Source organism: Ruegeria sp. HKCCE4148 (assembly GCF_017872495.1).
Classification (GTDB): domain Bacteria; phylum Pseudomonadota; class Alphaproteobacteria; order Rhodobacterales; family Rhodobacteraceae; genus Ruegeria.
This window is the reverse complement of record NZ_JAEDOS010000002.1, coordinates 992,789-1,015,840: the sequence shown is the minus strand read 5'-3', so window position 1 is coordinate 1,015,840 and position 23,052 is coordinate 992,789. Positions and strand designations below refer to the sequence as shown.

The 23,052-nt window shown below is 54.3% G+C and carries 28 protein-coding genes; 14 read left to right on the top strand and 14 right to left on the bottom strand.

Annotated elements, in window-relative coordinates; genetic code table 11:
* The first annotated feature begins 76 nt into the window (after nucleotides 1-76).
* The 7 genes from I9187_RS09800 (at nucleotide 77) to I9187_RS09770 (ending at nucleotide 4,363) form a co-directional block, all read left to right on the top strand.
* Nucleotides 77-379 carry a hypothetical protein gene (locus I9187_RS09800; RefSeq protein WP_171237975.1) on the top strand — a complete coding sequence of 101 codons (303 nt, stop codon included), beginning with the start codon at nucleotides 77-79 and terminating at the stop codon, nucleotides 377-379.
* A 48-nt stretch (nucleotides 380-427) separates the two neighbouring features.
* Nucleotides 428-592 carry a hypothetical protein gene (locus tag I9187_RS09795; RefSeq protein ID WP_170461188.1) on the top strand — a complete coding sequence of 55 codons (165 nt, stop codon included), beginning with the start codon at nucleotides 428-430 and terminating at the stop codon, nucleotides 590-592.
* A 32-nt stretch (nucleotides 593-624) separates the two neighbouring features.
* Nucleotides 625-873 carry a hypothetical protein gene (locus I9187_RS09790; protein WP_170461186.1) on the top strand — a complete coding sequence of 83 codons (249 nt, stop codon included), beginning with the start codon at nucleotides 625-627 and terminating at the stop codon, nucleotides 871-873.
* 7 nt (nucleotides 874-880) lie between these two features.
* On the top strand, nucleotides 881-1,189 hold the full coding sequence (locus I9187_RS09785) for a hypothetical protein (RefSeq protein ID WP_171237976.1): 309 nt from the start codon (nucleotides 881-883) through the stop codon (nucleotides 1,187-1,189).
* Between the two features lie 197 nt (nucleotides 1,190-1,386).
* Nucleotides 1,387-1,674, top strand: a complete 288-nt coding sequence (locus I9187_RS09780) for a hypothetical protein (protein ID WP_171721268.1) — start codon at nucleotides 1,387-1,389, stop codon at nucleotides 1,672-1,674.
* A 22-nt stretch (nucleotides 1,675-1,696) separates the two neighbouring features.
* A complete protein-coding gene (locus tag I9187_RS09775; RefSeq protein WP_171237978.1) occupies nucleotides 1,697-2,197 on the top strand; it encodes a hypothetical protein in 501 nt (166 codons plus the stop codon).
* A gap of 114 nt (nucleotides 2,198-2,311) precedes the next feature.
* Entirely contained in the window at nucleotides 2,312-4,363 is a 2,052-nt protein-coding gene (locus I9187_RS09770) for an alpha/beta fold hydrolase (RefSeq protein WP_209509875.1), read from the top strand.
* 588 nt (nucleotides 4,364-4,951) lie between these two features.
* Here I9187_RS09770 and I9187_RS09765 read toward each other — a convergent pair.
* From I9187_RS09765 to I9187_RS09755, 3 genes are all read right to left on the bottom strand, one after another.
* Nucleotides 4,952-5,146: a DUF2892 domain-containing protein gene (locus tag I9187_RS09765; protein WP_170702973.1), complete on the bottom strand. Its 195-nt coding sequence runs from the start codon at nucleotides 5,144-5,146 to the stop codon at nucleotides 4,952-4,954.
* Nucleotides 5,147-5,221: 75 nt separating this feature from the next.
* A complete protein-coding gene (locus I9187_RS09760; RefSeq protein ID WP_171237980.1) occupies nucleotides 5,222-5,812 on the bottom strand; it encodes a Crp/Fnr family transcriptional regulator in 591 nt (196 codons plus the stop codon).
* Between the two features lie 221 nt (nucleotides 5,813-6,033).
* On the bottom strand, nucleotides 6,034-6,879 hold the full coding sequence (locus I9187_RS09755) for a LysR family transcriptional regulator (protein WP_171176295.1): 846 nt from the start codon (nucleotides 6,877-6,879) through the stop codon (nucleotides 6,034-6,036).
* 86 nt (nucleotides 6,880-6,965) lie between these two features.
* Here I9187_RS09755 and I9187_RS09750 point away from each other — a divergent pair, with 86 nt between their 5' ends.
* From I9187_RS09750 to I9187_RS21935, 4 genes are all read left to right on the top strand, one after another.
* A complete protein-coding gene (locus I9187_RS09750) occupies nucleotides 6,966-7,433 on the top strand; it encodes a cytochrome c (RefSeq protein WP_171176297.1) in 468 nt (155 codons plus the stop codon).
* Between the two features lie 13 nt (nucleotides 7,434-7,446).
* The gene (locus tag I9187_RS09745; RefSeq protein WP_348540081.1) at nucleotides 7,447-8,355 is read left to right on the top strand and encodes a cytochrome c; all 909 of its coding nucleotides are present in this window, start codon (nucleotides 7,447-7,449) and stop codon (nucleotides 8,353-8,355) included.
* A 158-nt stretch (nucleotides 8,356-8,513) separates the two neighbouring features.
* The gene (locus I9187_RS09740; protein WP_209940152.1) at nucleotides 8,514-9,395 is read left to right on the top strand and encodes a cation diffusion facilitator family transporter; all 882 of its coding nucleotides are present in this window, start codon (nucleotides 8,514-8,516) and stop codon (nucleotides 9,393-9,395) included.
* 159 nt (nucleotides 9,396-9,554) lie between these two features.
* On the top strand, nucleotides 9,555-10,388 hold the full coding sequence (locus I9187_RS21935; RefSeq protein ID WP_216599088.1) for a hypothetical protein: 834 nt from the start codon (nucleotides 9,555-9,557) through the stop codon (nucleotides 10,386-10,388).
* 74 nt (nucleotides 10,389-10,462) lie between these two features.
* Here I9187_RS21935 and I9187_RS09730 read toward each other — a convergent pair whose 3' ends face one another.
* The 3 genes from I9187_RS09730 to I9187_RS09720 form a co-directional block, all read right to left on the bottom strand.
* Nucleotides 10,463-11,110, bottom strand: coding sequence for a response regulator transcription factor (locus tag I9187_RS09730; protein ID WP_171091450.1), 648 nt, complete (start codon nucleotides 11,108-11,110; stop codon nucleotides 10,463-10,465).
* A complete protein-coding gene (locus I9187_RS22190; protein ID WP_171721270.1) occupies nucleotides 11,107-12,504 on the bottom strand; it encodes a sensor histidine kinase in 1,398 nt (465 codons plus the stop codon). The genes I9187_RS09730 and I9187_RS22190 overlap by 4 nt, the downstream gene beginning before the upstream one ends.
* Before the next feature lie 109 nt (nucleotides 12,505-12,613).
* On the bottom strand, nucleotides 12,614-13,012 hold the full coding sequence (locus I9187_RS09720) for a MerR family transcriptional regulator (RefSeq protein WP_171176306.1): 399 nt from the start codon (nucleotides 13,010-13,012) through the stop codon (nucleotides 12,614-12,616).
* Nucleotides 13,013-13,111: 99 nt separating this feature from the next.
* Here I9187_RS09720 and I9187_RS09715 point away from each other — a divergent pair, with 99 nt between their 5' ends.
* Both I9187_RS09715 and I9187_RS21925 read left to right on the top strand, forming a co-directional pair.
* Nucleotides 13,112-13,435 (top strand): hypothetical protein, encoded by a 324-nt coding sequence (locus tag I9187_RS09715; RefSeq protein ID WP_209509412.1) that lies wholly within the window; start codon nucleotides 13,112-13,114, stop codon nucleotides 13,433-13,435.
* A gap of 4 nt (nucleotides 13,436-13,439) precedes the next feature.
* Nucleotides 13,440-13,658 (top strand): GDCCVxC domain-containing (seleno)protein, encoded by a 219-nt coding sequence (locus I9187_RS21925; RefSeq protein WP_245223166.1) that lies wholly within the window; start codon nucleotides 13,440-13,442, stop codon nucleotides 13,656-13,658.
* 138 nt (nucleotides 13,659-13,796) lie between these two features.
* Here I9187_RS21925 and I9187_RS09710 read toward each other — a convergent pair whose 3' ends face one another.
* From I9187_RS09710 to I9187_RS09675, 8 genes are all read right to left on the bottom strand, one after another.
* Nucleotides 13,797-14,429 (bottom strand): tyrosine-type recombinase/integrase, encoded by a 633-nt coding sequence (locus tag I9187_RS09710; protein WP_171176308.1) that lies wholly within the window; start codon nucleotides 14,427-14,429, stop codon nucleotides 13,797-13,799.
* A gap of 230 nt (nucleotides 14,430-14,659) precedes the next feature.
* Nucleotides 14,660-15,070, bottom strand: coding sequence for a universal stress protein (locus I9187_RS09705; RefSeq protein WP_171176310.1), 411 nt, complete (start codon nucleotides 15,068-15,070; stop codon nucleotides 14,660-14,662).
* A gap of 141 nt (nucleotides 15,071-15,211) precedes the next feature.
* The gene (locus tag I9187_RS09700) at nucleotides 15,212-16,504 is read right to left on the bottom strand and encodes a TRAP transporter large permease (RefSeq protein ID WP_171237985.1); all 1,293 of its coding nucleotides are present in this window, start codon (nucleotides 16,502-16,504) and stop codon (nucleotides 15,212-15,214) included.
* Nucleotides 16,501-17,115: a TRAP transporter small permease subunit gene (locus tag I9187_RS09695; protein ID WP_245223165.1), complete on the bottom strand. Its 615-nt coding sequence runs from the start codon at nucleotides 17,113-17,115 to the stop codon at nucleotides 16,501-16,503. The genes I9187_RS09700 and I9187_RS09695 overlap by 4 nt, the downstream gene beginning before the upstream one ends.
* Before the next feature lie 70 nt (nucleotides 17,116-17,185).
* Entirely contained in the window at nucleotides 17,186-18,175 is a 990-nt protein-coding gene (dctP, locus tag I9187_RS09690) for a TRAP transporter substrate-binding protein DctP (RefSeq protein ID WP_171238089.1), read from the bottom strand.
* Nucleotides 18,176-18,279: 104 nt separating this feature from the next.
* Nucleotides 18,280-19,389, bottom strand: a complete 1,110-nt coding sequence (gene ald, locus I9187_RS09685) for an alanine dehydrogenase (protein ID WP_209509411.1) — start codon at nucleotides 19,387-19,389, stop codon at nucleotides 18,280-18,282.
* A gap of 25 nt (nucleotides 19,390-19,414) precedes the next feature.
* Entirely contained in the window at nucleotides 19,415-20,926 is a 1,512-nt protein-coding gene (locus I9187_RS09680) for a CoA-acylating methylmalonate-semialdehyde dehydrogenase (protein WP_216599087.1), read from the bottom strand.
* Nucleotides 20,927-20,960: 34 nt separating this feature from the next.
* Nucleotides 20,961-22,283, bottom strand: coding sequence for an aspartate aminotransferase family protein (locus I9187_RS09675; RefSeq protein ID WP_171237987.1), 1,323 nt, complete (start codon nucleotides 22,281-22,283; stop codon nucleotides 20,961-20,963).
* Between the two features lie 155 nt (nucleotides 22,284-22,438).
* Here I9187_RS09675 and I9187_RS09670 point away from each other — a divergent pair, with 155 nt between their 5' ends.
* Entirely contained in the window at nucleotides 22,439-22,993 is a 555-nt protein-coding gene (locus I9187_RS09670) for a cupin domain-containing protein (protein ID WP_171237988.1), read from the top strand.
* Nucleotides 22,994-23,052 lie beyond the last annotated feature (59 nt).

Genomic DNA, 23,052 nt, shown 5'->3' with positions numbered 1-23,052 from the left:
ACCTTGCCTCTGAAACCTGGGGTTCTCTGCCAAAAGACTTAGCCGACAAATCTGATATACAAAAGAAGGGGATAGAATGACTTCGTACTCAAAACAGCTGCTTGGCGCTGCCGCTCTCGTGGCGTTGTCAGGATGCGCGGACACCTCCAGCCCTGCCACCGGGCAACCGTCCGTCGGAAGCTCATCGGATCTGACGGCCTTCGAAGGCGCGCGCGCCGGTCAAGCTGAGATGGGCATTCAGAATCTCGGTTATGAGTTGATCAGAACAGATGGCCTCACGGCCTTTTGGTTCAATCGCAGCACAGGCGCTTGTGCTCGCATCACCACATCCGATGGTCGCTACTCCGATGTGACCATGCTTCCAGCCGGAGATTGCTGAGTCACTCAGCCGGCAAACACCGTTCCCAAAATCCTGAAAGGAAAACCCATGAACAAAATCCTAGCCACTTCTCTCGTCCTCATTGCCTTGGCGGGATGCGCCGAAGAGCAGTCCTTCACAACCGAAGCAGATATCTCGGAAGCAAATCGGAACACTGAGTGCCCGGTAGATGTGACGGAAGCGGATCGCGCCAACTATCCTGCGTGCAACTGACGAAGCGAGCCTTCGTTGCGTCTGCGATAGCCATGTCCATAACAGGATGCGTTGAGATATCGCAGAGCAACGAAGATATCGTGGCACCATCGGGCATGGTTGAAGAGTGCACTCGACAGATCAGGGTCGGACGACCATATGCAACTATTTCAATCCGTGAGGTGATCACAGCCGGACCGGATAATCGTGTTTTCGTCGGCATGATGGTCGATGGTGAAAGCTGGGGGTGCCGGGAGGAAGACAACGGCATTTTCACGGCGTTCTCTCAGTTTGCGAACTGACGAATAGATGGCCGGGCTATGCAATTGGGTCATTCGGATCGTCGGGGTATTGTACCTCGTGGCCTTGGCGTTGCTTCTGATCGGAACCTTCGGACTCTTCGGTCAGGAGCAGGATCCGCTTTCAGGCATCTTCTTGTTGCCGTTAGGTTTGCCATGGCTCCTGTGGTCAGATGGCGTTCCGGACGTTTTGTTGCCGTCGCTGGCGGCCTTTGTGCCGCTGCTCAATATTCTTATCCTGACATTGCTTTGTCGCTACTTTAGAAGCGACAAAGCTCAAAAAACAAAACCAGACAAGGGAGGGTCAGATGCACTTTGATCTTGCACATGCGCTCTTAACGGGAGTTCTCATATTTGTCGTGATGATCGGCATGCACAAAGCTGGTCTCTACGTGCCGCACAAGGAGGGTGGCCCAAGATGGAGTTGGCCGCTGTTCTTCGGAATAGGTGCGGCCGTGTTCATCCTTAACTTGGTTTGGCCCTGAAAGCCGTCGCGTTCTAGCAGGGAGAGAAGATTTGGGTAAGGTGATTATTGGAATTGTTGGCTTGATCATCGGCTTTATCGGTGGCGCGATTTTCGATGGATCGCTGATCGGCGGCACGGCGGCCGGGATCGGTATCGCGACAGGGGCATCGGCGGGCATCTGCATGACAGTACAGGCAACCGAAGACAAGGGGCCACTGACGCGCCAAGAAATCGATCAGAGCCTGACGCAAACTGCGGCGAATGCGGCAGCGATCTTTGACACTGACGCACCTGGCGAGGTCGTTGGCGGCGAAGATAATTGCGCCAAGGTTCTTTAGAATCTGAGAGAGTGAGTACGAAATGAAATCATTGTTTTCCCCCCTGCGTATCGGCGCACTCTTCGCGGCGACAACTCTGGCGACGACTGCATCGGGCAACGAGTTGATAGAAGACGCACTCGGAGGCCCCTTCACGACCTGCACCGGTGCTATTGCATGGACCGAGGATGACAATAGCGCCACTCGTGTCGAGCCCATGCGCCTCGCGGTGCGGGACGCTGACGACGCGGCAAACGTAGCCCTGTTCCTGAGCGAGGAAGATTTCACGAGTGAAGATGTCTGGGCTTGCGTCGACGGTGTCTGCATGGCTCACGCGACCGTTCGCGCGGCCGTCACCACAAATGTGCTTCGGCTGCGTTATCAAGCCGACCTTACCAGTGGCCAGGCCGTGTATGGCATGGAGGGCGTCTTCATGGTGGTGAACGCTCGGGAAGCTCCCATAAAGGTTGAGGGCGCACGGGGATCCGGCTCCTTCATTTGCGAAAAGGCATTGCCCGAGAGCTTCCTTGGGAGTGAACAGTAGCGAAAAAAAACTGCGAAATTGCTTTACTGCAAATTAGGGGAGTCAATGAGGTGACCAGTCTAGGCTGCGCAAAGCCACCAACCGCTTAGCGTATAACGCAGGAATAAGAGTTACTTGTTTCAACTTGTAAACATCTCGCAAGGCATCCTTAAATGGAGTGGTCATTCAACCAATAGTTTGGTTGTACTTTGTAGCGGTTCGTTTCGCCGTGGGGCGACGATTACACTTATCGCTCTGATGGCTGAGGTCTGCTGCCATGGCGCGGCCAACGCGCAAACGTCGTCGGTGCGCCCAGAGCCCGTTCCCTGCCCGGACGTCATCACCCAGACTGTGACCGAGATTGAAGGCGAAACCTTCGATTGCGGCATCGTTCGCGTGCCCGCCGACTATGATAACCCGGACGGCAGTCAGATCGAGTTGATGTACGGAGTTTTGCGGTCGACCAGCCTGTCACCCGCAGCCGATCCGATCATCTACCTGCATGGTGGACCCGGCGGCGGTGAACTGGCCAGTTTGACGAACACGCTCGCGGAACGACTGGCAACCTTGCGCGCCCGACGCGATATCGTTGTCTTCGATCAGCGCGGATCGGGCTTCTCCCCGGGGGAGATCGAGTGCAACGAGGTTTTCGCAGCCAACAGCGATGCGGCCTTCGCCGCCGCCGGAGAAATTGCCGAAGCATCGGGGATGAACCCGGGCGCCGCGGCTGGCGAGTACCTTATCCCCCTGTGCGCGGCTCACCTTAATGAACAAGGCGTGGACCTGTCGCAGTACAACACGGTCACCAATGCCCGCGATGTCGTCCACGTGGCCGAGGCGCTGGGGTTCGACAGTTTCAACCTCTACGGTCATTCCTACGGCACACGTCTTGGGCTGGAGGTTCTGCGGCAGAACCCGCCGGGTCTGCGCGCGATCCTCCTCGACTCTGTGCTGCCGACAGATGTGGCCTGGCGCGAGCGACTTCCCGAAACCAATGAGGAAGCGTTCCTCGGCATCTACGGGATGTGTCTTTCCGATCCAACCTGCGCCGAGGCTTATCCCGATCTCGTTGAAACGCTCAACGGAGTATTCACGGCCCTTTCCGCACAGCCATTGACCACCGAGAGCGGATTACCGGTCACAGCAGCGAGCCTGGAACAGTTGATCCTTTCGTCGGCCAACCAAGCGGGTGGTGAGTGGCGGGTTCGGTACCTGCCGCGCATGATCCACGACCTAGCGCAAGGCGACCCTGCGCTCTTCGAAGCCCTTTCCCTCATGCGTTATGCAGAAGCGGAAACTGCTTCCCCGCCAGCATTTCAACTAGACGTGTCAAGTATTCCGGCGCGCCTGATGCTCAATCGGGCCAACGCACTTGTATCTCAAAGCGATGCACTCCGGCAAAGCGCCGAGACTCTGGCCCGGCAGGCCCAGGACATGGCAAGCGAGGCCGACGAGTCACTGGCGGCGGTGTTCCTGCGTACACTCAGCGAGCTCGAGGATGTTCCGTACAGCACAACACTCGATGACACCTATGCAGCAGACCGCGTCGCGTTGCCCCTGCGCCCCGCAACGCCCGTCGAACTCGGGCAGTTCGTGGGCCGACACTTCTCCGGGATCGATGCAGAGATCCTGACATCGCTCGTGGGGCAAATGACGCCGGACGACATTTCCGAGATCTTTCGCCGACTGCGGAATCTGGACCGCTTCAGCGAGCAGCTCCACGAACTGGCCTTCGCACTGCGCATGTTCACCTGCAATGACTCTGTCCCCTTCAACAGCGCGGAACGCGTCCGCGAGCGCATCGAAAGCTATCGCATCCCGGGGCTGACAGTGCGGGAGGCGCGCACGATGGCCTACGAGCTCGGTGCCTGTGACGGGTTTCCGACTGGCACCCTTGGAGAGGACTTCCATGCACCGGTCACCGGCGATGGGTCCCTTCCTGCCATGGTTTTCACCGGAACGAACGACATCCAGACCGCGACGTCCTGGTCGGAACAGGCCGCCGACAATCTGGTCGGATCACAGTTCGTGCGCTTCCCGAATACAGGACACGGTGCAACCTTGTTCTCGCAATGTGCAAGAGATGTAGCTGGCGCTTTCTTCGATCAACCTGACACTGCAGTTAACGCTGGGTGTGCCTCGGACTTGGTGCCGAATTTCGCGCTGCGCGACGAACCGCTGCCCTAGGTGAACAACAGCCCACTATTTGCAACAAGGATGATCCGGACTTCGGCATTGATCGAGCAAGCTTTGCCTCAGCCGCCGACACCCAATGGCAATTGATGGCGACGCAGGCCACGCCGACGATTAAGGAGCGGTAGTGGATGAGCGTCAACGAGCGACGCTGGTCAGCCTAGCTGAAGTTTGCACCAGCACAACAATCAATGAACACAAGCTACACACGCGTCTCTGTAATCAAGTGAAAATACGACACAATCGTCAGCATCCATTACTGGAAAGACTACAAAGCAAAGTTTAATAGCCGCTTCAAAGCGCGTTTCGGACATTTGTGCGAACCGCAGCATCCGGCACTTTGGGCTCGCATTCGACCTTCGCTGCTTCCCGCGCCTATGACTGTTCGCAGCCCGAAGCGGACATTCAAAACAAGACCCTGCGAATGTGGCTTCGCGGGACGAAGCGGACTTACGAGGTTCGCAAGATTCTGAGATCGCCCTCAGTCCAGTTGGGATCGACAACGCCAAGGTGAACTGGGCTTCAACTTGAGAATCTATGAGGGCGTGACATCGCCCCCAATACCGAGATATGCAGCTTCCATTAGTTCGTTTTCACGCTGCACGTTTTGATCCCTAGAGCGGAGTAGATCGGGCAAACGCCAAATAGACCTGTGATGAGTGGGATGATGCCAATAAGCCCCCACATCGTCTGAGGACCGACAAAGATCAAAGACAGCAGCACAAGGCCGAGAATGATACGCAGTGAGCGATCAAGTGTTCCTTCATTTCTGGACATCATTAAATCCTCCTTGGTTGATTGATGCCCAATTCTAACCTTTTGCGTCGTCGACAGACGGTGACAGAGTCACCGTTAACTTGCGGCAACATGTTCCAGTTCCTTGCGATCAAGTATGGCGATGCCGTCCTCATGCTGCTTTACCCAGCCTTTCTTTGCGAACGCCGCCAATCTGCGAGTAACGTAGGCGCGACCTGAGGCTGTTTCGCTTGCGAGTTCGGAGTGGGTTGCCTTCACCCTGCTGTCTGAAGAGGCAAGCCTTATCAACGCCTTGGCGAGCCGCGCATCGAAGTTCGTAAGCGCCACATCTTCAATCAACTGCTGGTACTCCGAAAACCGCGAGGAAACGGACAACATAATCATATCTCGGAACTCAGCGTCCTCGGCGAGCTTTTTTCGAAACTCGTGCGCTAGCACGAGTTGCCCGGTCAGGTCGGTCTCTGCAACACCTTCGGCGCCGTAGGCCTCGTCCTTTATCAGGCATGACAAAGTCTGGAGGCATACATCGCCCGGCGTGACACGATAAAGGACCACTTCGCGTCCGCTCGGGCCTGTAAGCGTTACACGAATTGATCCCTCTGACAGAATGATGAAGCCTGGACATGCTTGACCTGGTTGAAAGACTGTTGCGCCCCGTGACGCGGCAAAACTGCGGAGGATACTCATTCTCGCAAATCTCCCAAATTCCCGAAGATTAGAAACTTGTGAATCGATCAATTCAAGCCGGATCGCCTTAGATTCTTCTCGTGTGCAGTTTGGGCTCAGTTTTGCCGTTCTCCGTAGCAATCATAGTTGATTGGAGTAGCCTAATGCGAACGTTTCCGACTGGGCTTTGCAAACTTGGAAAGTCAAAAATTTAGGAACTCGAAAGTCTCAGTTGCCCAAAATCACTTAGCTAGCGCTTCCGATATGCGTTCGACTAGTGCCTTCTGAACTACAGCAAACCTTGGAGTTTTCGAGATTTCTTCTAACGTTGCGACCCACAGCGGAACCTCGATCTTAGGATTCACGTCCTGTGACCGTTTAAGGCGGGTATCCACGTCGCCAAAAAATGACGGCAGAAAGGTTTTACCAGCTCCCGAGGCCGCCATCTGCTGTAGCACCAGAAAACTGTCTGCTCCATTGGTCATTTCGTCGGCGCTTACATTCTGCGCCAGCCATTTGGCAGGAAGTGAACGACTCAACGCCCCGTCTAGCCTCATCCACCTGCGATTGGGGCTACCATCGTCAAAGACACCGAAGGACAGCGTTCCTGCACGCTCCCCGATCAGCCCTTCCCCGAGCTTTATCGAAGGGCGCACAGCAATGTCTGCTGTCAGTCGGGAAAGATCATGGTGGCTGTTCTGGCTTAGCAGAGTCAGGTTCAAACCTGGGTAAAGGCGTGAGATTTCGTTGAGTATTCTAGGGAGAACAATCTGACAAAGACTATCGGTAGACGTAATTCGCACGTGACCTATAGGAGACCGGTTTGCCCCGACAACCGCTCGCTCCACCGACAGCACTGCGTCTTCGACGCTTTCCATTGCAGAAAAGATCGCACTAGCTTCGGGCAGAACGGAATATCCTGACGGGTTTTTTTGAAAAATCCGGCAGCCATTGCGCTCTTCGAAAGCGGCCACTCTGCGCAAGACTGTGGCGTGCGTGACGCCCATGACCGTTGCGGCTGCATTAAGTGAGCCGTATTTGCTTACCGCCAGCGCGTATCGAATGTCGTCCCAGTTTTCGTTGTTCATAAATTAACAAGAGACGACCAATAACAAACAATTACAAGAAAATTCGTTCAAGCTAACATTCGGAGCATTGAACAGGGAGACACATCATGATGAAGCAGTTCTCAATCTTCGCAGCGGGTCTTTTGTCATTGACCGCAATTGGCACAGCCATCGCCCACGAAAGTGAAAACCCGGCTGTGAAAGCTCGAACCTCAATCATGCAGCTCTATGCCTTCAATCTTGGTACGCTTGGCGGCATGGCCAAAGGCGAGGTGGATTATGACGCCAAGGCCGCAACACGGGCTGCAAACAACCTTGTTGTGCTAACGCAGATCGACCAATCCGCGATGTGGCCCCAGGGATCTGACAATGTGTCCGATCCGTCCACCCGAGCGCTGCCGGCAATCTGGGAAAACTTCCCTGACGTTGGTGCGAAAGGGCAAGCCATGGCAGACGCAGCTGTTGCGATGCAGGCTGCGGCCGGACAAGATGTTGATGCCCTGAAAGCTGCGATGGGCAATCTGGGCGGAAGCTGTTCGGCATGTCACAAAGCGTACAGAGCACCGAAAGACTAATTGGCAGATAGTTGTGAAACGGTTTTTCCTTTTCACTGCTTTCGTTGCACTTTTGGTTGGGTTGGCCGGTTTGGTGCTGACCCGACCACAAAGAATGGATCGATCTCAACTTGACGGTTTGAACCCAGATCTCGCCAGAGGTGAAATCGTTTTCCACGCCGCAGGATGCGCATCCTGTCATTCAGCGCCGGACGCGGTTGGTGAAGAAAAGCTCATGCTCTCTGGTGGTCGCCGGTTTGAGACGGAGTTTGGCACGTTCATCGCCCCCAACATTTCCAGTCACCCAGAAGTTGGTATTGGGTTCTGGTCTGCCCTTGATCTGGCCAACGCCTTGATCCATGGGACCGGAGCCGAAGGGCAGCACTATTTTCCAGCGTTTCCCTACACATCTTACACCAACATGTCAGCGGATGACATCGTTTCGCTTCAAGCATTCCTCAGCACTCTGCCACCAGCCACAACTGCAAGCGTTCCGCATGAGGTTCACTTTCCCTTCAACATTCGACGCGGACTGGGGGGATGGAAGCTTTTGTTCATGTCGCCAGGTTGGGTAGTCCAAGGTGATCTGACCAACCAACAAAGGCAAGGCCGGTATCTGGTGGAGGCGTTGGGTCACTGCGCCGAATGCCACACGCCGCGAAATGGCTTAGGTGGTCTGAAACGAGACCTTTGGCTGACAGGTGCACCAAATCCAAACGGGAAAGGTCGCATCCCCGGCCTTACCTCAGACCAGCTTGATTGGTCCGAGGCTGACATCGCCGAGTACTTGAAATCCGGCTTCACGCCGGACTATGACAGCGCAGGTGGCGAGATGGTGGAGGTCATCGAGAACACATCACGCCTCACGGATGAGGATCGTTTGGCGATTGCCGCGTATCTCAAAGCTGTTCCCGTTTCGTCGACGCGGCTTCCATCTGAGTAACAGTCGTTTGGCGCCATGCCGCGGGGATCTGATGCTGTCGCCGGTAGGAAGCCGTAAGGCCTATTCCCTTTTCATCAAACACCTGTTTTAGGTTTTGAACGTCGGAGCTCACCAAACAACCGAGTTTCTGTTCATGATTGACTGAGGGTCGTGGCCAAATGACACAAAAAATCGCTCTTTGGTCCATTCCGATATCCATTGCCGTACTGGCTCTGAAACTTCTCGCTTGGTGGCTGACAGGCTCGGTCGCGTTGTTGTCGGACGCAATGGAATCTACCGTGAATGTCGTTGCGGCGTTGCTGGCATACTTTGCGGTTCGGGTTGCCAATAAACCCCCTGATGAAAACCACCCCTTTGGTCACAAAAAGGCCGAGTATCTTTCCGCTGTCGTCGAGGGCGTACTGATTGTGCTGGCGGCGTTCTTGATCATCAGAGAAGCTGTATTGGCACTCCCAAACCCGCATCTTGAGGATGCGCCGCTTCTTGGAATCGTCGTCAACGTCGTTGCAACGGGCGTGAATGGCGCATGGGCCTGCCTATTGCTCAAAATCGGCAGGCGCGAGGGTTCGCCTGCATTGGAGGCAAGCTCCCGGCACATTTTTACAGATGTCATGACTTCAGTTGGTGTCGTCGCAGGTCTGATACTGGCGCTTGCCACCGGCTGGTTGATCCTCGACCCAATCTTGGCAATTCTTGTTGCGCTGAACATCTTGTGGGAGGGCTGGAAAGTTATTCGGGCGTCCGTCGATGGCCTCATGGATGCGACCCTTTCGGATCATGACTTGCAGACCGTTTCTAATGCAATCGAAGCAAATCTCGGCGCAGCCTTAGAGTACCACGACCTCAAAGGGCGCAGGTCCGCAAATGTCATCTTCGTGGAGTTTCATCTTGTTGTGGACGGCACGATGCCAGTCAGCGCGGCACACGATATATGCAACGACATCGAGGAAGAATTGGAGCGTTTGTACCCGGGTTCGGTCTTTGTCATTCATCTCGAACCTGATGACGAATTGAAGGGTGACGGAGTTAGATCCCACTAAACTGGTCATTTGGCTCTACAAAAACACTATCGGCTTGACTGATCTGATTAAGACGTTCGGCTTGAAATTCGTCAGACTTAAGCCCGATGTGGGACAGCCGAACCAGAAGTAACCTGTCTCCAACGTCACGAAACGTGATGCTCAGAATTGGAGGCGAAAATGAAAATTCAAAGAAAGCTGGGTCAACTTCTTAGTACAGCGGCGTTGGCTTCGTTGATTGCGGCGACGCCTTATGTGCCAGCGTTTGATGCCGATGGTCGCCTACACTTTGAACCGTCATATGCCTTTGCCAAGAGCGGCAGGGGAAGCGACGGGGATGGTCGCGACGACAGAGATGATGACCGAGACGACAACTCAGGGTCCGGTAGCAGCGGCCGAGACGATGACCGGGATGATGATCGTGATGACGATAGAGATGATGATCGCGACGACGACAGAGATGATGACCGTGATGACAATTCGGGGTCAGGAAAAAGTGGTCGCGACGACGATGATGATGACGATGATGATGACGATGATGACTCCAAACGTTCCAATGAAGCTAGCGGAAAGAAGGATCGGTCTCAAGCAGGGGGCAAACCGTCGGGTTCGGCGGGGATAACGAAGGTCGAAACAAGCGCTAACGGCATTGAAGTGCGTTACGCCGACGGAACCAAGGAAGAGATCGAAAACGGTCGGTATGAGAGAAAGAATGCTCAGAACCGAACCGTTGAGGAGCGCCCCGCGACTGGCGCTGACGTCTCTAGGCTTCGGTCTCTAGCGAATGGTATCTCAATCGACAGCGTGCGTTCCTCTGGGCAAGGCGGCACTGCCGGAAGTCGGCCCACGAAAGTGGAAATCCAAGGCAACAACATCGAAGTTAACTATGCCAATGGTTGGAAGGAAGAGATCGAGTTCGGGCGCTACGAGTTGAAAGACCCGTACAACCGGACTGTTGTTGAGAGAAACGCAACGGCATCTGATCGCCGGAGGCTACAGGCGGTTGCTAACTGAACAGCAACTCCAGTCGAAGATTCGTTGGCGGCTTCTCTTGGTGAGGGCCGCCATCGTCTTGAAAGAAAAAGAAGTTATTCTGCTTTGTTCCATACATCATGGGCGATGATTGCAGCCTCTACCCGATTTCGCGCATGAAGCTTGGACAGGATTGCCGTCATGTAGTGCTTCACGGTCTTTTCCTGAAGGTCTAACTCGTCAGCGATTTCACGATTGCTCAGTCCTTTGGCCACGCGTCGAAGTATTTCTTCCTCACGATGCGTAAGGTCATCGAGAATGCTGCTGTTAATAGACATGCCGGTGTCAGCATTGATTTGCAGCAATACCCGCGAGGCCAAGCCCGGAGAAACGAACCCTTCACCTGCGGCGATGCTGCGTAAGGAAGCGGTTAGTTCGCTCGCGGTTACTCCCTTCACAATGTACCCAATAGCGCCCGCCTCCAAGGCGTCCGCGACATCGCTGCTGTTCTCTGAGACCGTCAAGATTGCAATGACGGGTGGATTTTCCATTGCCGCAATTTTACGTGTCGCGCTTATCCCGCCACCGGGCATCGAGAGGTCAAGAATAGCTATGTCCGGCTGATGCGTGCCGACCAGCGACACTGCCTCTTCAGCATTGGAACCGGCAGCCAAAACTTTGAAACCATCAGCTTCATCTAGTGTGCGTCGCAAACCATCCCTGAATATCGGGTGATCATCAGCTATTACGACGGATGTAGTCATGATGTGCCTAACTTTCTGGGAAAGAGTGTCATAGCAATGGTGGTGCCTTCGCCCGGTCTCGATACGACTTCAAACTTGCCGCCAATGCTCTCGACTCGATCTCGCAAGCCCATAAGCCCCTGGCCTCCATCGTCACGCAATGCGGATTCTTCTGACTTTCTAAATCCAGGCCCGTCGTCTTTGACCTTTATAATTATGCGGTCGGTTTGCACCTCAGAAGTAACAGTGCAGTTGGAATCTGGGGCATACCTCGCGGCATTGGAAAGCGTTTCCTGAAGGAACCGAAAAATGCACAGCTTGTCGGACAATGACAACTCTGGGGCCTGGCTACCCAAGAACGAAATCTCCGGTCGCAACGGGCTGTGTTCGGCGTGATCCTCCACTGCTCTCTTCACAACATCGGCGAATGACAGGCTGTCGATATCTGGCGCGGACAGCCCTCGCGATATTGCACGAATTTCAGCAAGAGATTTTTGCAGGGATTGCTGAATTTCCTCTGCCTCTTTAGGTCTTTCGGACCCTTTGGAAAACGCCGCCTCCAGTCTAAGGGCGGCGAGCGACAGGTATTGCGCAGGGCCATCATGTAGCTCAGCTCCAAGATTCTTGAGGAACCGATCTGTTTGCGTGGCATATCTTTCTGACGCCTCGACCACACGCGACCGCAGCAGCGCATTCTGCTCAGCCATCCTCTCACTTTCTGTCAGGCGCTGTTTAAGAAGAGCCCCCTGTCGTCGAATTGTTTTGTCGCCAATTGCAACGATGGAATACAGAACAATCGTACATGCCAGAAATGCGGAACCGACGACCAACCAACTTGTTCGCCTGGCCTGGGCTAAGTCTAACTCAAGCTGATCAGCTCTTTCGTAGAACTCAGCAACTGCGATGATTTCGCCGGACCAGAGTTCGCGGATGGGGCTGTAAACTTCAAGTAATGGTATTCCCAATGCCGCCTCTGCGGCGCTTTCGGCATGATCAAGCTCTTCGAAAGAGCCGGAGATATCACCGCTCCACGCCCGCCTTAAGTCATCTGTTGGATTGAAACTGTTTCCAATGATGTCTGTATCCGAGGCATGCGCAATCACACCGCCTTGCTTCCAGAATTTGTAGGAAACGATGCGGTCACGCATTGGTTGGGTCATAAAAATCTCGTCCAGCGCCAGGCTCGCTTGCTCTGAAAGGCGATCGCCATGTGCCAATTCCTGGCTGAGCGGGGATACTACGCTTTCCATATATAGAGCCGCAGAGTTAGCGGAGTTTTGCACGACTGCGTTCTGGATTCGATTTGACACCCACACCCCGACGATTGCAGTAGCAGTGCCCATCACAACGATGCTGGCCGCAAGAAACACTCGCGACAACGACCAATTGCCAATCGTCAGGTCAGCTACTTTCACTCTCATCGTGAAATCGACTATGAACTACAATCTGTTACCGCACCACAGACCTTGGTCTGACGCGATCTGGCTAAATCTCAGACTCTTTGATTCCGCCCAGCGGCCAGAGTCAGATATCATCCATCGTTCTAAGTCTTTGCAGCATCGGGCATTGAACGTTTCCGCTATCACAATTGGCCGTAAGCTCACTCAAGGCGCGCTCCAAACGTCTGAGCTCATCAATCTTGCTTCGAACGCTGGCAATGTGTGCCTCGGCCAGTTCTTTCACTGATCGGCAGTCTTCGGTACTCCCTTCTGACAGCTCCAAAAGCGCCTTTGCGTCAGATAGAGGAAACCCCAGGTCGCGGCATTTCTTCAAAAACCGAAGTCTACCCACATCGTTTGCTGAATAGAGGCGACGATTGTTCAGAGCTCGTGCGGGTCTTGGTACGATACCTTCGCGTTCGTAGTAGCGGATAGTTTCTATTCCAACCCCGCTTTGCCGAGAAGCCTCACCTATCGCAATCATGTGAAGTGCCTCCGCTTGATCCTGTAGTTACTACAGGAGTTATACGCTCTGAATGCCGGTGCCTCAACACATTCAAATCGAGTACCCAGGGAGCGAAAGATGAAGAAGTACTTGACCCTCAGCTACCTGGGATCGGTTTCCGCTCTGGGAGTTGCGACATGCTGTGTTCTTCCAATGGCCATGATGTTGCTCGGCTTGGGTGGCAGTTGGTTGGCGATATTCGGAAAAATAGCGGCAGCAAGCTACTATGTTCTCGCCATCTCAACAGCGCTGATCGCGGTTTCGTGGTTCGTAGCGCATCGAGACGGGACGTTGGCAAACCTGAAATGGTGGCTTGTCGGAAGCACGGCGATCACCGCACTGGCATGGGTCATCGTGTTCAATGAGGCTCAAATCAACGATTATCTAATCATGCAGATGTGAGACAATGACAAAACAAACTGTGGTGCTGGATAGCACTTTGACCTGCCCTCGGTGTGGGCATGTTGAAACCGAGAAAATGCCAACTGACTCGTGCCAGTGGTTTTATGAATGCAAATCATGCAAGTCAGTTTTGAAGCCTTTAGAAGGCGATTGCTGTGTCTTTTGCTCTTACGCTACCGTTCCGTGTCCGCCTATCCAGTTAGGGGACTGCTGTTGTGGATAGCTTTTTTGTGGGTTGGTTTCTGTGACTGCGGGCAATGCCGAAAGAATACAAGATCGAATATTTCGGGCCAAACCGGCCGTTCGCCACAGGGTTCTTGAACGACTGATATGGGCCGCCAACGAAAGCGGCCCGTAGTATTCAGATTTCAATGGCCTCCGCTATGGCAAGTGCGTCCTCAAGCTCAACACCGAGATACCGAACGGTGCTGTCCATCTTAGTATGTCCGAGTAAGAGCTGCACCGCGCGCAGATTGCCCGTCTTCTTGTAAATTTGGGTGACCTTGGTTCGACGCATTGAATGTGTGCCATAAGCGCTTGCTTCCAAACCTATAGACGTGACCCAATCACGCACGATCCGGGCATACTGGCGCGTTGAAATGTGCAAACGCTCATGGAAACGCCCTGGCCAAAGGTATTCGGACCCAACCATGAGCTCGTCTTCCATCCACTTCTCGACAGAGGCCCGAGTTCCTTCAGAAATTTCGAAGCGGACGGGTTTCTGAGTTTTACTTTGCAGCACGGAAGCCCGCTCCTTGATCTGACCAGAGGCCATGATGTCAACGACTTTCATCTTAACCAAGTCGCAGCCGCGCAACTTGCTGTCGATGGCCATATTGAAGAGAGCGAGGTCGCGATGGTTCTCTGCGAGCTCCAATCTTACTCGAATTGCCCAGACGTGTTTGGGTTTTAACGGCCGTTTTTGACCGACGATGCGTCCCTTGTTCCAAGCAGGGCGAAGCGCGCGAATGGCAGGTAAATTTGGTGTTTCCATAACTGATCCTCCTTTCCGCCATTCCCGCCCACAACGACAACCCGACGTTGACGAAAGAGGGTATCACAGGATGGCGCGTTGCCGCCGAGGTCGGCTGCGAGTCCTACCTCCCAAATGCCGCAAAATGAAACTCTTTTGGTACGCCAAAATTAGACCTAGATTGCCATGAGACGTGCTTATCACCCCAGATTTCACAGGGCAAAGTTGCTAACATGTTGCGGGTACCAGCGTCACAGACGGAGTACATGCACCGAACACTGAGCATGGCGAACAACGAGAGCAGCCGTGGAACCCAAAAAGAACTCTTTCATCCCAGGTTTATGTGAAGCGAGGACGATACAGTCGATGCCATGTTTGTTGGCGTATTCGGTGATTGCGCGACCTGCCGATTGGCTCTCGAGCAAGATAGACGACACGTCGGTCTCACTTGTTAGGCGCTCGGCCAAGCGCGCCTTTGCTTTTTGGAGAGATTTTTCTGCGATCCCTTCATCCATATAGTACATTATCTGTCTATTTGGGGGCTCATGGATATGCGCGGCAGTGATTTTTCCACCTTCGGATACAAGGGCATGTGCCGCCGCAAGCGCGTGTTCACTGATGCCATGCTCCAGAGACAGCGCGACTAGAATATTTTTGTACATTTTAAACCTCCGTATTTAGGTTTTCAGTTTTCTTCTGCGAACTGGCCTCTCCCACTTCATCTTTAGGAGGGCGCTGAGACACCCCAGCCGTAAGGTTGGGGTGCGTGCTATTTCGTCTCGGGCTTTTGCGCTTTCTTGCCACTACCGGCTGAGCAGGAGATCAGGCAGGAACAGGGCCAACTCTGGGACAAAAGTCGTCAGCATCAGCGTCGGAAGCCATGCAAAGACAATGAAGATCAAAGTCGGCCACAACATGCGCGAAACCGGTTCATCAAAGACCTGAGCACCGAGATAAAGTAGCGGCGCAGTTGGTGGAGTGATGTTCGCCATACCCAGGTTCACACCAATTACGGCCGCGAAATGGATCGGATCCATTCCAGTGCTCTGCGCGATGGGCAGCAAGATCGGTGTCGCCAGCAGCAAACCCGAGATATCGTCCATCAGCATCCCGATCAGGATCATCACGACGTTGATCATCAGAAGGATGACGACCGGATTGTCCGAAACGGAATAGACCAGATCTTTGGCCAACTGAGGTGCACCCTGCGAGATCAGGTTGTCCGACACGATCAGAACCATGAAGATCATGACCATGACCACACCAATCGTAACACCGGAATTCTGGATCGTCTGGGCCAGAGTTTTCCAGGTCAGGCCACGATAGAAGTAGATCGCGATTGGGATCGAGTAGACCACTGCGATACCGGCGGCTTCGGTCGGTGTCATGATACCGCCATAGATACCGCCAAGGATGATCAACGGCATCATAAGCGCAGGTCCGGCCAGGCGCGCCTGAACTCCGAATGTCGGCAGGAACGGCTTAGGACGTTCCGTCAGGTTGATGTCGTCATACTTCCGCAGCATGAACTGATTAACGATTATCAATAGCGTGATCAGGATGATCGCCGGAATGACCGTGGACAAGAAGCACTTTAGTACATGCTGCTGTGCGACCCAGCCATAAAGGATGTGCGACGAACTCGGTGGGATCAACAGACCTAAGGGGCTGGCCGCTACGATCAAAGCCGCCGATTGCCCACCCGGATAGTTGGCCTTTTTAAGGTGGGGCATCATGATGCCGCCGATACAGGTCAGCGTTGCATTGGCGCTACCGGAAATGGAGCCGAACACACCGCAGGCCAGAACTCCAGCCGCGCTCAAACCTCCTTTGATATGGCCAATGAACATTTCAGCCAGAGAGACAAGAGGGGCCGCGATTTTACCTTTCTCCATGATGCCTCCGGCGATCATGAAGAGTGGGATCGCCAGAAGTACAAGTGAGCGGATACCTGTAGAGCCGGTGGGCAAGTAGCCGGTGATGGATTGATCTCCAACAAGGGCGATGAAAATCAAAACCGATCCGAATGCTACATAAACGCTGACGCCCAACAGCAGCATAAAGCAGACGATTAGGAGACTTCCTCCGATGATCATTGGGTTTCTCCTTTTTGCATTTCTGATCTCAAGGGAAGCCCGAGCCCCTTGCGGATATGCACGTACAGATATGCCGCCGTGAACGTCGCCATGAGGCCAAAGGCAATCATGATCGCAATCCGCCAGGTCACAAACGGAATGCGCAGCACCGGGGTTGCGCGCAGCCGGGGGAATGAGAAGTCATCAAGCAGCGAGACATAACAGGCGTACATGAGGAATAGGATCACCAGCACCTCAACGGTCAGGACGACAAAGCCGCGCCACCAAACCAACCGAGGATTTTGGATCACGATGCCAAGAATATCCGCGTTGATGTGCAGGTTGCGGGCAGAGGCCAGAACAGCACCTGCAAAAAAGCCGATGATGCTGATTCCCAAAAGCCACTCTTCGTAGGCAAACAGATCACCGCCAAATCCATACCGGATGACAACAACTGCCCCAAATGTGAAAGCCATAAGGAAACCGGCAAACATAACGATCTGCCTCATGACAAAAGCCACTGCTTTCAGCGGATACCCAATAATGACTGGCAACTCGTCAGTGATTTTTTGCGAGCTCTTCTTTTCTGCACTTTCGACGACCAACGGACGCTCAGCTTCAGTGCTAGACATCTTTCTCCCTCCCTTTGTTGAGCTAGAGACGCAAAAAGGGCCAACTGATTAGCTGGCCCTTTCTCAGTGTTTATTGCTGTTCTTTGGCTGCCAGCAGGCGGTCGATGATGTCCTGACCGACGTTTTGTGCCATCGCGGGCCAGACCGTTTCCTGGACATGAGCGGCCATCGCAGCTTGTTCTTCGTCGCTCAGGCGCAGGATGGTGTAGCCTTTGTCGAGCAATTTCTGACCGAATACTTCGTCATTCTCACGGTTGTAGGCAAAGAAGTCTTCGGACGCCTTGGTCATCGCGGCTTGCAGCGCGGCCCGCTGTTCGTCGGTCAACTTGTCGAGTGTCCGCTGCGACGCGTAGAAAGTTGTCAGCTCTGAGATCGAATTGTATTCGACAAAGTGGGTGCCAACATCCGACTTGGCGAAGATCGAGTAAGTCGCGGTCTTCGTGCAGCAGATTGCTCCGTCGACAATGCCGGCCTGAAGTGCGGGGAAGATGTCGCCCCATGCCATGGTAGTCGCTTGATACCCTAGTTCTTCAACCATTGATTTCACGACGCTGGACGACCAGACGCGAATGTTCATGCCCTTGTCGTCAAAGGTATTCCAGTTCTCGGGCTCTTGCGACGAAACGATGCCGATGAACCCTTCCGGATTCTGCGCCATAACGCGCACACCATATTCGTCCGTGATTTCCTGTAGGATGGTGTTGAACTCGGAATCCATGTTGAGAAGCGTGCTTTCCATGTCATCCCAGCCGCCCAGCAGGAATGGCATTGACAGGAATTCCAGGCGTGGATCGGTATCGGCATAGATAAACGCTGAAGCCAGATCGATGTTGCCGCGTGCAACATCTTCGAACAGAGCTTCACCAGAACCCAGTTGGTTTGCCGGGAATACTTCGATCTTCAGGCCGACGTCTGCTGCAGCGACATCCGCTGCGACCTGCTCCATCATTTTCGTGCCCTGATGGTCAATCGGGAACACGCCGGCAAAGCGCAGTGTCATGTCTTCCGCTGCGGCTGCTGTTGAGAGTGTGGTTGCAGCAAGCAATACAGCGCCACCCATCGCGCCGAGGGCGCGGCGGTTAATTTTCGTAATCATTAAGGTTTCCTCCTCAGTGGTGGGTGTCCCGCCGCATTACGCGCGGCGGGACATTTCTTTGCTTCAAATCAGCAAAGTTCCGGGGCGACGAACTCGTTTCCAAGGTCATCGGCCACAGCCTTGTACGTCACCTTCCCGTCGGCCACGTTCAGGCCGTTCATCAGGTGACGATTGTCTGCGAGCGCCTGCTTCCATCCATTATTGGCTATAGCCAGAGCGTGCGGCAGCGTGACGTTGTTCAGTGCATAGGTTGACGTTCGGGCGACTGCGCCCGGCATATTGGCGACGCAATAATGAACAACATCGTCGACAATATATGTGGGCTCGGCGTGAGTGGTGGCTTTGGACGTTTCAAAGCAACCGCCCTGGTCAATCGCCACGTCCACGACGACCGCACCGGGTTTCATTTTTGAGATCAGTTCGCGTGTGACCAGCTTGGGCGCAGCAGCACCTGGGATCAGAACAGCACCGACAACCAGATCGGCATTGGTGACTTCTTCCTCCAGCGCGGCTTTGGTCGAATAGACAACCTTGGCGGACGCTTCGAAATGGTTCTCCAGCTTCTCAAGCACTGCCGGATTGCGGTCCAGAATGGTCACGTCCGCGTGCAATCCAACAGCCATTTGAGCCGCGTTGAAACCAACGACGCCTCCACCGATGACCACAACCTTGCCGGGCTTCACGCCGGGCACACCGCCCAGCAATACGCCCAGACCGCCCTTTGCTTTCTCCAACGCGCTGGCACCCGCCTGGATCGACATGCGACCGGCGACCTGGCTCATCGGTTTCAACAAGGGAAGACCGCCATTATCATCGGTGACGGTCTCATAAGCGATGCAGACAGCGCCCGAGTCGACCAAATCTTTAGTCTGTTCCGGGTCGGGGGCCAGATGCAGATACGTGTAAAGGATCTGACCTTCGCGCAGCATGGCGCGTTCCACGGCCTGAGGTTCCTTAACCTTCACGATCATCTCTGCATTGGCAAAGATATCGGCTGCGGTTTCGGCAATCTCTGCGCCAGCGGCACGATAGGCATCATCATCAGCCCCGATGCCAGTGCCGGCATTGGTTTCCACGATGACGTTATGACCATGAGAAACCAGTTCCGCGACGCTCTCGGGGGTCAGGCCGACCCGATATTCATGGTTCTTGATTTCCTTGGGAACACCAATGAACATGTTCTTCACTCCTTGGATCGGATGATCATTTTGCCGTTGGCATGACAAACTCGGCACCTTCCGAGATGCTTTCGGGCCAGCGCTGCATGATGGATTTCTGCTTGGTGTAGAAACGAACGCCTTCTTCGCCATAGGCGTGCATGTCGCCGAACAGGCTTTTCTTCCAGCCGCCAAAACCGTGCCAAGCCATTGGAACCGGGATCGGAACGTTGACGCCGACCATGCCGACCTGAACCTGTTTACCAAATTCACGAGCTACGTTGCCGTCACGGGTGAACAGTGATACGCCGTTACCAAACTCGTGGTCGTTGATCAGTTGCAGACCTTCGGCGAAGTTCGAGACGCGGACGCAGGACAAAACCGGGCCAAAGATCTCTTCCTTGTAGATCTTCATGTCGGGGGTGACGTTGTCGAACAGGGTGCCGCCCAGGAAATAGCCTGCCTCGTGCCCTGCGACGGTGTAGTCTCGACCGTCGACCAACAGGTCAGCGCCTTCATCGACGCCAGAGTCGATGTAGCCTTTAATCCGATCACGCGCAGCGGCGGTGACAATCGGGCCCATCTCGGCGTCCAGTTCAAGGCCATTCTTGATCTTCAGAGTTTCGGCGCGCTCTTTCAGGACCGGCATGAGTTTATCGGCAGCATCACCAACCAGCAGAGCAACCGAGATTGCCATGCAGCGTTCGCCTGCCGAGCCAAAGGCTGCGCCGATCAATGCGTCCGCGGCCTTGTTCATGTCGGCATCGGGCATCACCAGCATGTGGTTCTTCGCGCCACCCAGAGCCTGAACGCGTTTGCCATGCCGCGCACCAACCTCGTAGATGTAATTCGCAATCGGGGTCGAACCGACAAAGGACACAGCCTTTACGTCGTCATTCTCCAACAACGCGTCCACGGCGACCTTGTCACCTTGTACGACGTTGAATACGCCATCGGGGAAACCGGCCTTCTGCATCAGATCCGCGTACAGCAGCGCAGCGGACGGGTCGGTCGGCGACGGCTTCAGGATAAAGGTATTGCCTGCGGCGATGGCGATCGGGAACATCCACATCGGCACCATGACCGGGAAGTTGAAGGGAGTGATCCCGGCGACAACGCCCAAAGCCTGACGGGTTGTCCAGTTGTCCATGCCAGTGGAGACCTGCTCCGTGTAATCGCCCTTGAGGAGTTGTGGAATGCCGCAGGCAAACTCGATAATATCAATACCGCGCTCAACTTCGCCTTGGGCGTCGGTGAACACCTTGCCATGCTCAACCGTGATGGCGCGCGCCAGATCGTCCTTATGCTCGCGTACCAGGGCCAGAAAGTTGTTCATAAGGCGGGCGCGGCGGATTGGCGGTGTGTTTGACCACTTCGGGAACGCGGCTTTGGCAGCGGCCACTGCGTCGTCGACAGTCTGGACGTTCGCCAGTGACACCTCTCCGGTTTGCGCACCGGTTGCGGGATTGAAAACCGGCTGCGTATTTTCGCCGGAAGGAACAGTGATTTGGCCATTAATGTAGTGGCCGATCAACGCGATCGGGGATGCATCTTTCATGATGTCAGTCCTTTTTGGGTTTAGAAGTCAGGGGTTATGGCAGATCCGCCAATACCTCTCCAAGTGTTTGACAAAGTGTCGTTATTTCAGGTTCCGAGATGATCAGAGGTGGAGACAAGGCGATGATGTCACCTGTGACACGGATCATTATTCCGGCGTCCCAGGCTCGTTTCATTGCATCATAACCCCGCGCCCCAGGCGCGCCATCTCGTGGTGCAAGCTCGACCGCGCCTACCAATCCCAGACTGCGGATATCGATGACGTTCGGCAGACCTTTGAGGCTGTGAAGCTGATCCTCCCAGGGCTGCGACAGCAATGCAGCGCGGCGGAACAGATCGTTCTCCCTGTAACTCTCCAGCGTTGCCAGCGCGGCAGCACAAGACACCGGATTGGCAGAATAGGTATAACCGTGGAACAGCTCAATCGGCGCATCGGCGTTTTCCATCGCCGAGTCATAGATCTTGTCGGATACAATGACCGCACCCATCGGGATGACTCCGTTGGTCAGGCCTTTGGCGGTTGTGATGATGTCTGGCTTTACATCAAAATACACTGACGCCGTCGCTGCCCCCAAGCGACCGAATGCAGTGATAACTTCGTCGAAGATCAGCAGAATGCCATGGCGGTCGCAGATCTCACGCAGTCGTTTTAGGTATCCTTTCGGCGGCAGGAGAACACCGGTGGACCCGGCCATCGGCTCAACGATCACAGCCGCAATGGTCGAGGCATCATGAAGCGCGACCAATCGTTCCAGATCATCCGCCAGTTCCGCGCCGTGTTCCGGGCAACCGCGGGAAAAGGCATTTTTCTCTGGATCATGCGTATGGCGCAGGTGATCAACGCCGGTCAGAAGCGTGCCGAAATGCATGCGGTTCTTCACGATACCGCCAACCGAGATGCCACCAAACCCTGTGCCATGGTAACCACGCTCGCGCCCGATCAAACGCGTACGCGCCCCATCGCCGCGCATTCGATGGTAGTGAAGCGCGATCTTTAGTGCCGTATCGACGGACTCGGAGCCAGAGTTAGTGAAGAATGCGTGGTTCATTCCCTCAGGCATCATCGCGGTCAGCTTGGCCGACAACTCAAATGCCTGAGGGTGGGAGAACTGGAAGTTTGGTGCGTAATCCAGCTTGTGCACCTGTTTTTGCACGGCTTCAACGATCAGCGGATCACGGTGACCCGCATTGACGCACCACAGTCCGGCGGTGCCATCCATGACCTTCCGACCATCAGAACTGGTGTAGTACATCCCCTCGGCTGCTTGGATCATTCGGGGCTCGCGAAGGAAATCACGATTGGCCGAAAACGGCATCCAAAACGATGACATTGCGTTGGGTTGATCGAGCACGTTCATTCCTCGTGAAACAGATTTTCATTTGATGACAAATCCTTGCAGAGTTCAGACCTTCAGCACATCCAGTTTTATTTTAATCTGTAAGTTATTGAAAAAAATCATTGCACCCCTAGAATGCTTTCGATCCAAAGCAAGAAAGCACTAGAGTAACGGTTTTGTCATCAGATCTCGAAACAGCCCGTCGTCTAAAGTTGATTCGGACGACCAAAGGCCTCAGTCAACGTGAAATGGCCAAACGCGCGGGAGTGGGTAGCGGGACGATTTCTCAAATCGAAAGCGGTTCGACTCAACCATCTGTGGCGTTGCTAAAGAAGATCCTTGCCTCGGTAGACGTCAATTTGGGCTTCTTCTTCAGTTTTGAGTTGCAAAACGAGGAGTCGTTTTTTTACCCGCACGAAAGAATGCGCGACCTAGGATCGCCCGGTGTCTCCTATTTACTTGTCGCAGGTGAGCGCCGAGACAGAAAACTCCAGATGCTCATAGAAGAGTACGAGGTTGGTGCCGACTCGGGTCGATCTGAACTGTCGCACGAAGGAGAGGAATGTGCGGTTGTGATAGAGGGCCGTCTTGAAGTGACGGTAGATGGGCAGTCCAGGGTATTAGGTCCAGGGGACGCGTACTATTTCTCAAGCATACTGCCACACAGGTTTCGGAATGCCGGTGATACGCCATGTAAAGTGATCAGCGCCTGCACTCCTTCGTCGTTCTGACTAAATGAAAGAGCTCTTCTGTGAGTACTTTAATATTTCTCGGGATAGTCAAACTCGAC

Excerpts from the sequence above, each read along its gene's own strand:
- I9187_RS09775 (WP_171237978.1), top strand. The coding sequence starts at position 1,697 with ATGAAATCATTGTTTTCCCCCCTGCGTATCGGCGCACTCTTCGCGGCG.
- I9187_RS09785 (WP_171237976.1), top strand. The coding sequence starts at position 881 with ATGGCCGGGCTATGCAATTGGGTCATTCGGATCGTCGGGGTATTGTAC.
- I9187_RS09720 (WP_171176306.1), bottom strand. The coding sequence starts at position 13,012 with ATGATTGCGATAGGTGAGGCTTCTCGGCAAAGCGGGGTTGGAATAGAA.
- I9187_RS09680 (WP_216599087.1), bottom strand. The coding sequence starts at position 20,926 with ATGAAAGATGCATCCCCGATCGCGTTGATCGGCCACTACATTAATGGC.
- I9187_RS09755 (WP_171176295.1), bottom strand. The coding sequence starts at position 6,879 with ATGAACAACGAAAACTGGGACGACATTCGATACGCGCTGGCGGTAAGC.
- I9187_RS09760 (WP_171237980.1), bottom strand. The coding sequence starts at position 5,812 with ATGAGTATCCTCCGCAGTTTTGCCGCGTCACGGGGCGCAACAGTCTTT.
- I9187_RS09700 (WP_171237985.1), bottom strand. The coding sequence starts at position 16,504 with ATGATCATCGGAGGAAGTCTCCTAATCGTCTGCTTTATGCTGCTGTTG.
- dctP (WP_171238089.1), bottom strand. The coding sequence starts at position 18,175 with ATGGGTGGCGCTGTATTGCTTGCTGCAACCACACTCTCAACAGCAGCC.
- I9187_RS09800 (WP_171237975.1), top strand. The coding sequence starts at position 77 with ATGACTTCGTACTCAAAACAGCTGCTTGGCGCTGCCGCTCTCGTGGCG.
- I9187_RS09790 (WP_170461186.1), top strand. The coding sequence starts at position 625 with ATGTCCATAACAGGATGCGTTGAGATATCGCAGAGCAACGAAGATATC.
- I9187_RS21935 (WP_216599088.1), top strand. The coding sequence starts at position 9,555 with ATGAAAATTCAAAGAAAGCTGGGTCAACTTCTTAGTACAGCGGCGTTG.
- I9187_RS09675 (WP_171237987.1), bottom strand. The coding sequence starts at position 22,283 with ATGAACGTGCTCGATCAACCCAACGCAATGTCATCGTTTTGGATGCCG.
- I9187_RS09765 (WP_170702973.1), bottom strand. The coding sequence starts at position 5,146 with ATGTCCAGAAATGAAGGAACACTTGATCGCTCACTGCGTATCATTCTC.
- I9187_RS09750 (WP_171176297.1), top strand. The coding sequence starts at position 6,966 with ATGATGAAGCAGTTCTCAATCTTCGCAGCGGGTCTTTTGTCATTGACC.
- I9187_RS09710 (WP_171176308.1), bottom strand. The coding sequence starts at position 14,429 with ATGGAAACACCAAATTTACCTGCCATTCGCGCGCTTCGCCCTGCTTGG.
- I9187_RS09715 (WP_209509412.1), top strand. The coding sequence starts at position 13,112 with ATGAAGAAGTACTTGACCCTCAGCTACCTGGGATCGGTTTCCGCTCTG.
- ald (WP_209509411.1), bottom strand. The coding sequence starts at position 19,389 with ATGTTCATTGGTGTTCCCAAGGAAATCAAGAACCATGAATATCGGGTC.
- I9187_RS09740 (WP_209940152.1), top strand. The coding sequence starts at position 8,514 with ATGACACAAAAAATCGCTCTTTGGTCCATTCCGATATCCATTGCCGTA.
- I9187_RS09795 (WP_170461188.1), top strand. The coding sequence starts at position 428 with ATGAACAAAATCCTAGCCACTTCTCTCGTCCTCATTGCCTTGGCGGGA.
- I9187_RS21925 (WP_245223166.1), top strand. The coding sequence starts at position 13,440 with ATGACAAAACAAACTGTGGTGCTGGATAGCACTTTGACCTGCCCTCGG.
- I9187_RS09705 (WP_171176310.1), bottom strand. The coding sequence starts at position 15,070 with ATGTACAAAAATATTCTAGTCGCGCTGTCTCTGGAGCATGGCATCAGT.
- I9187_RS09730 (WP_171091450.1), bottom strand. The coding sequence starts at position 11,110 with ATGACTACATCCGTCGTAATAGCTGATGATCACCCGATATTCAGGGAT.
- I9187_RS09695 (WP_245223165.1), bottom strand. The coding sequence starts at position 17,115 with ATGTCTAGCACTGAAGCTGAGCGTCCGTTGGTCGTCGAAAGTGCAGAA.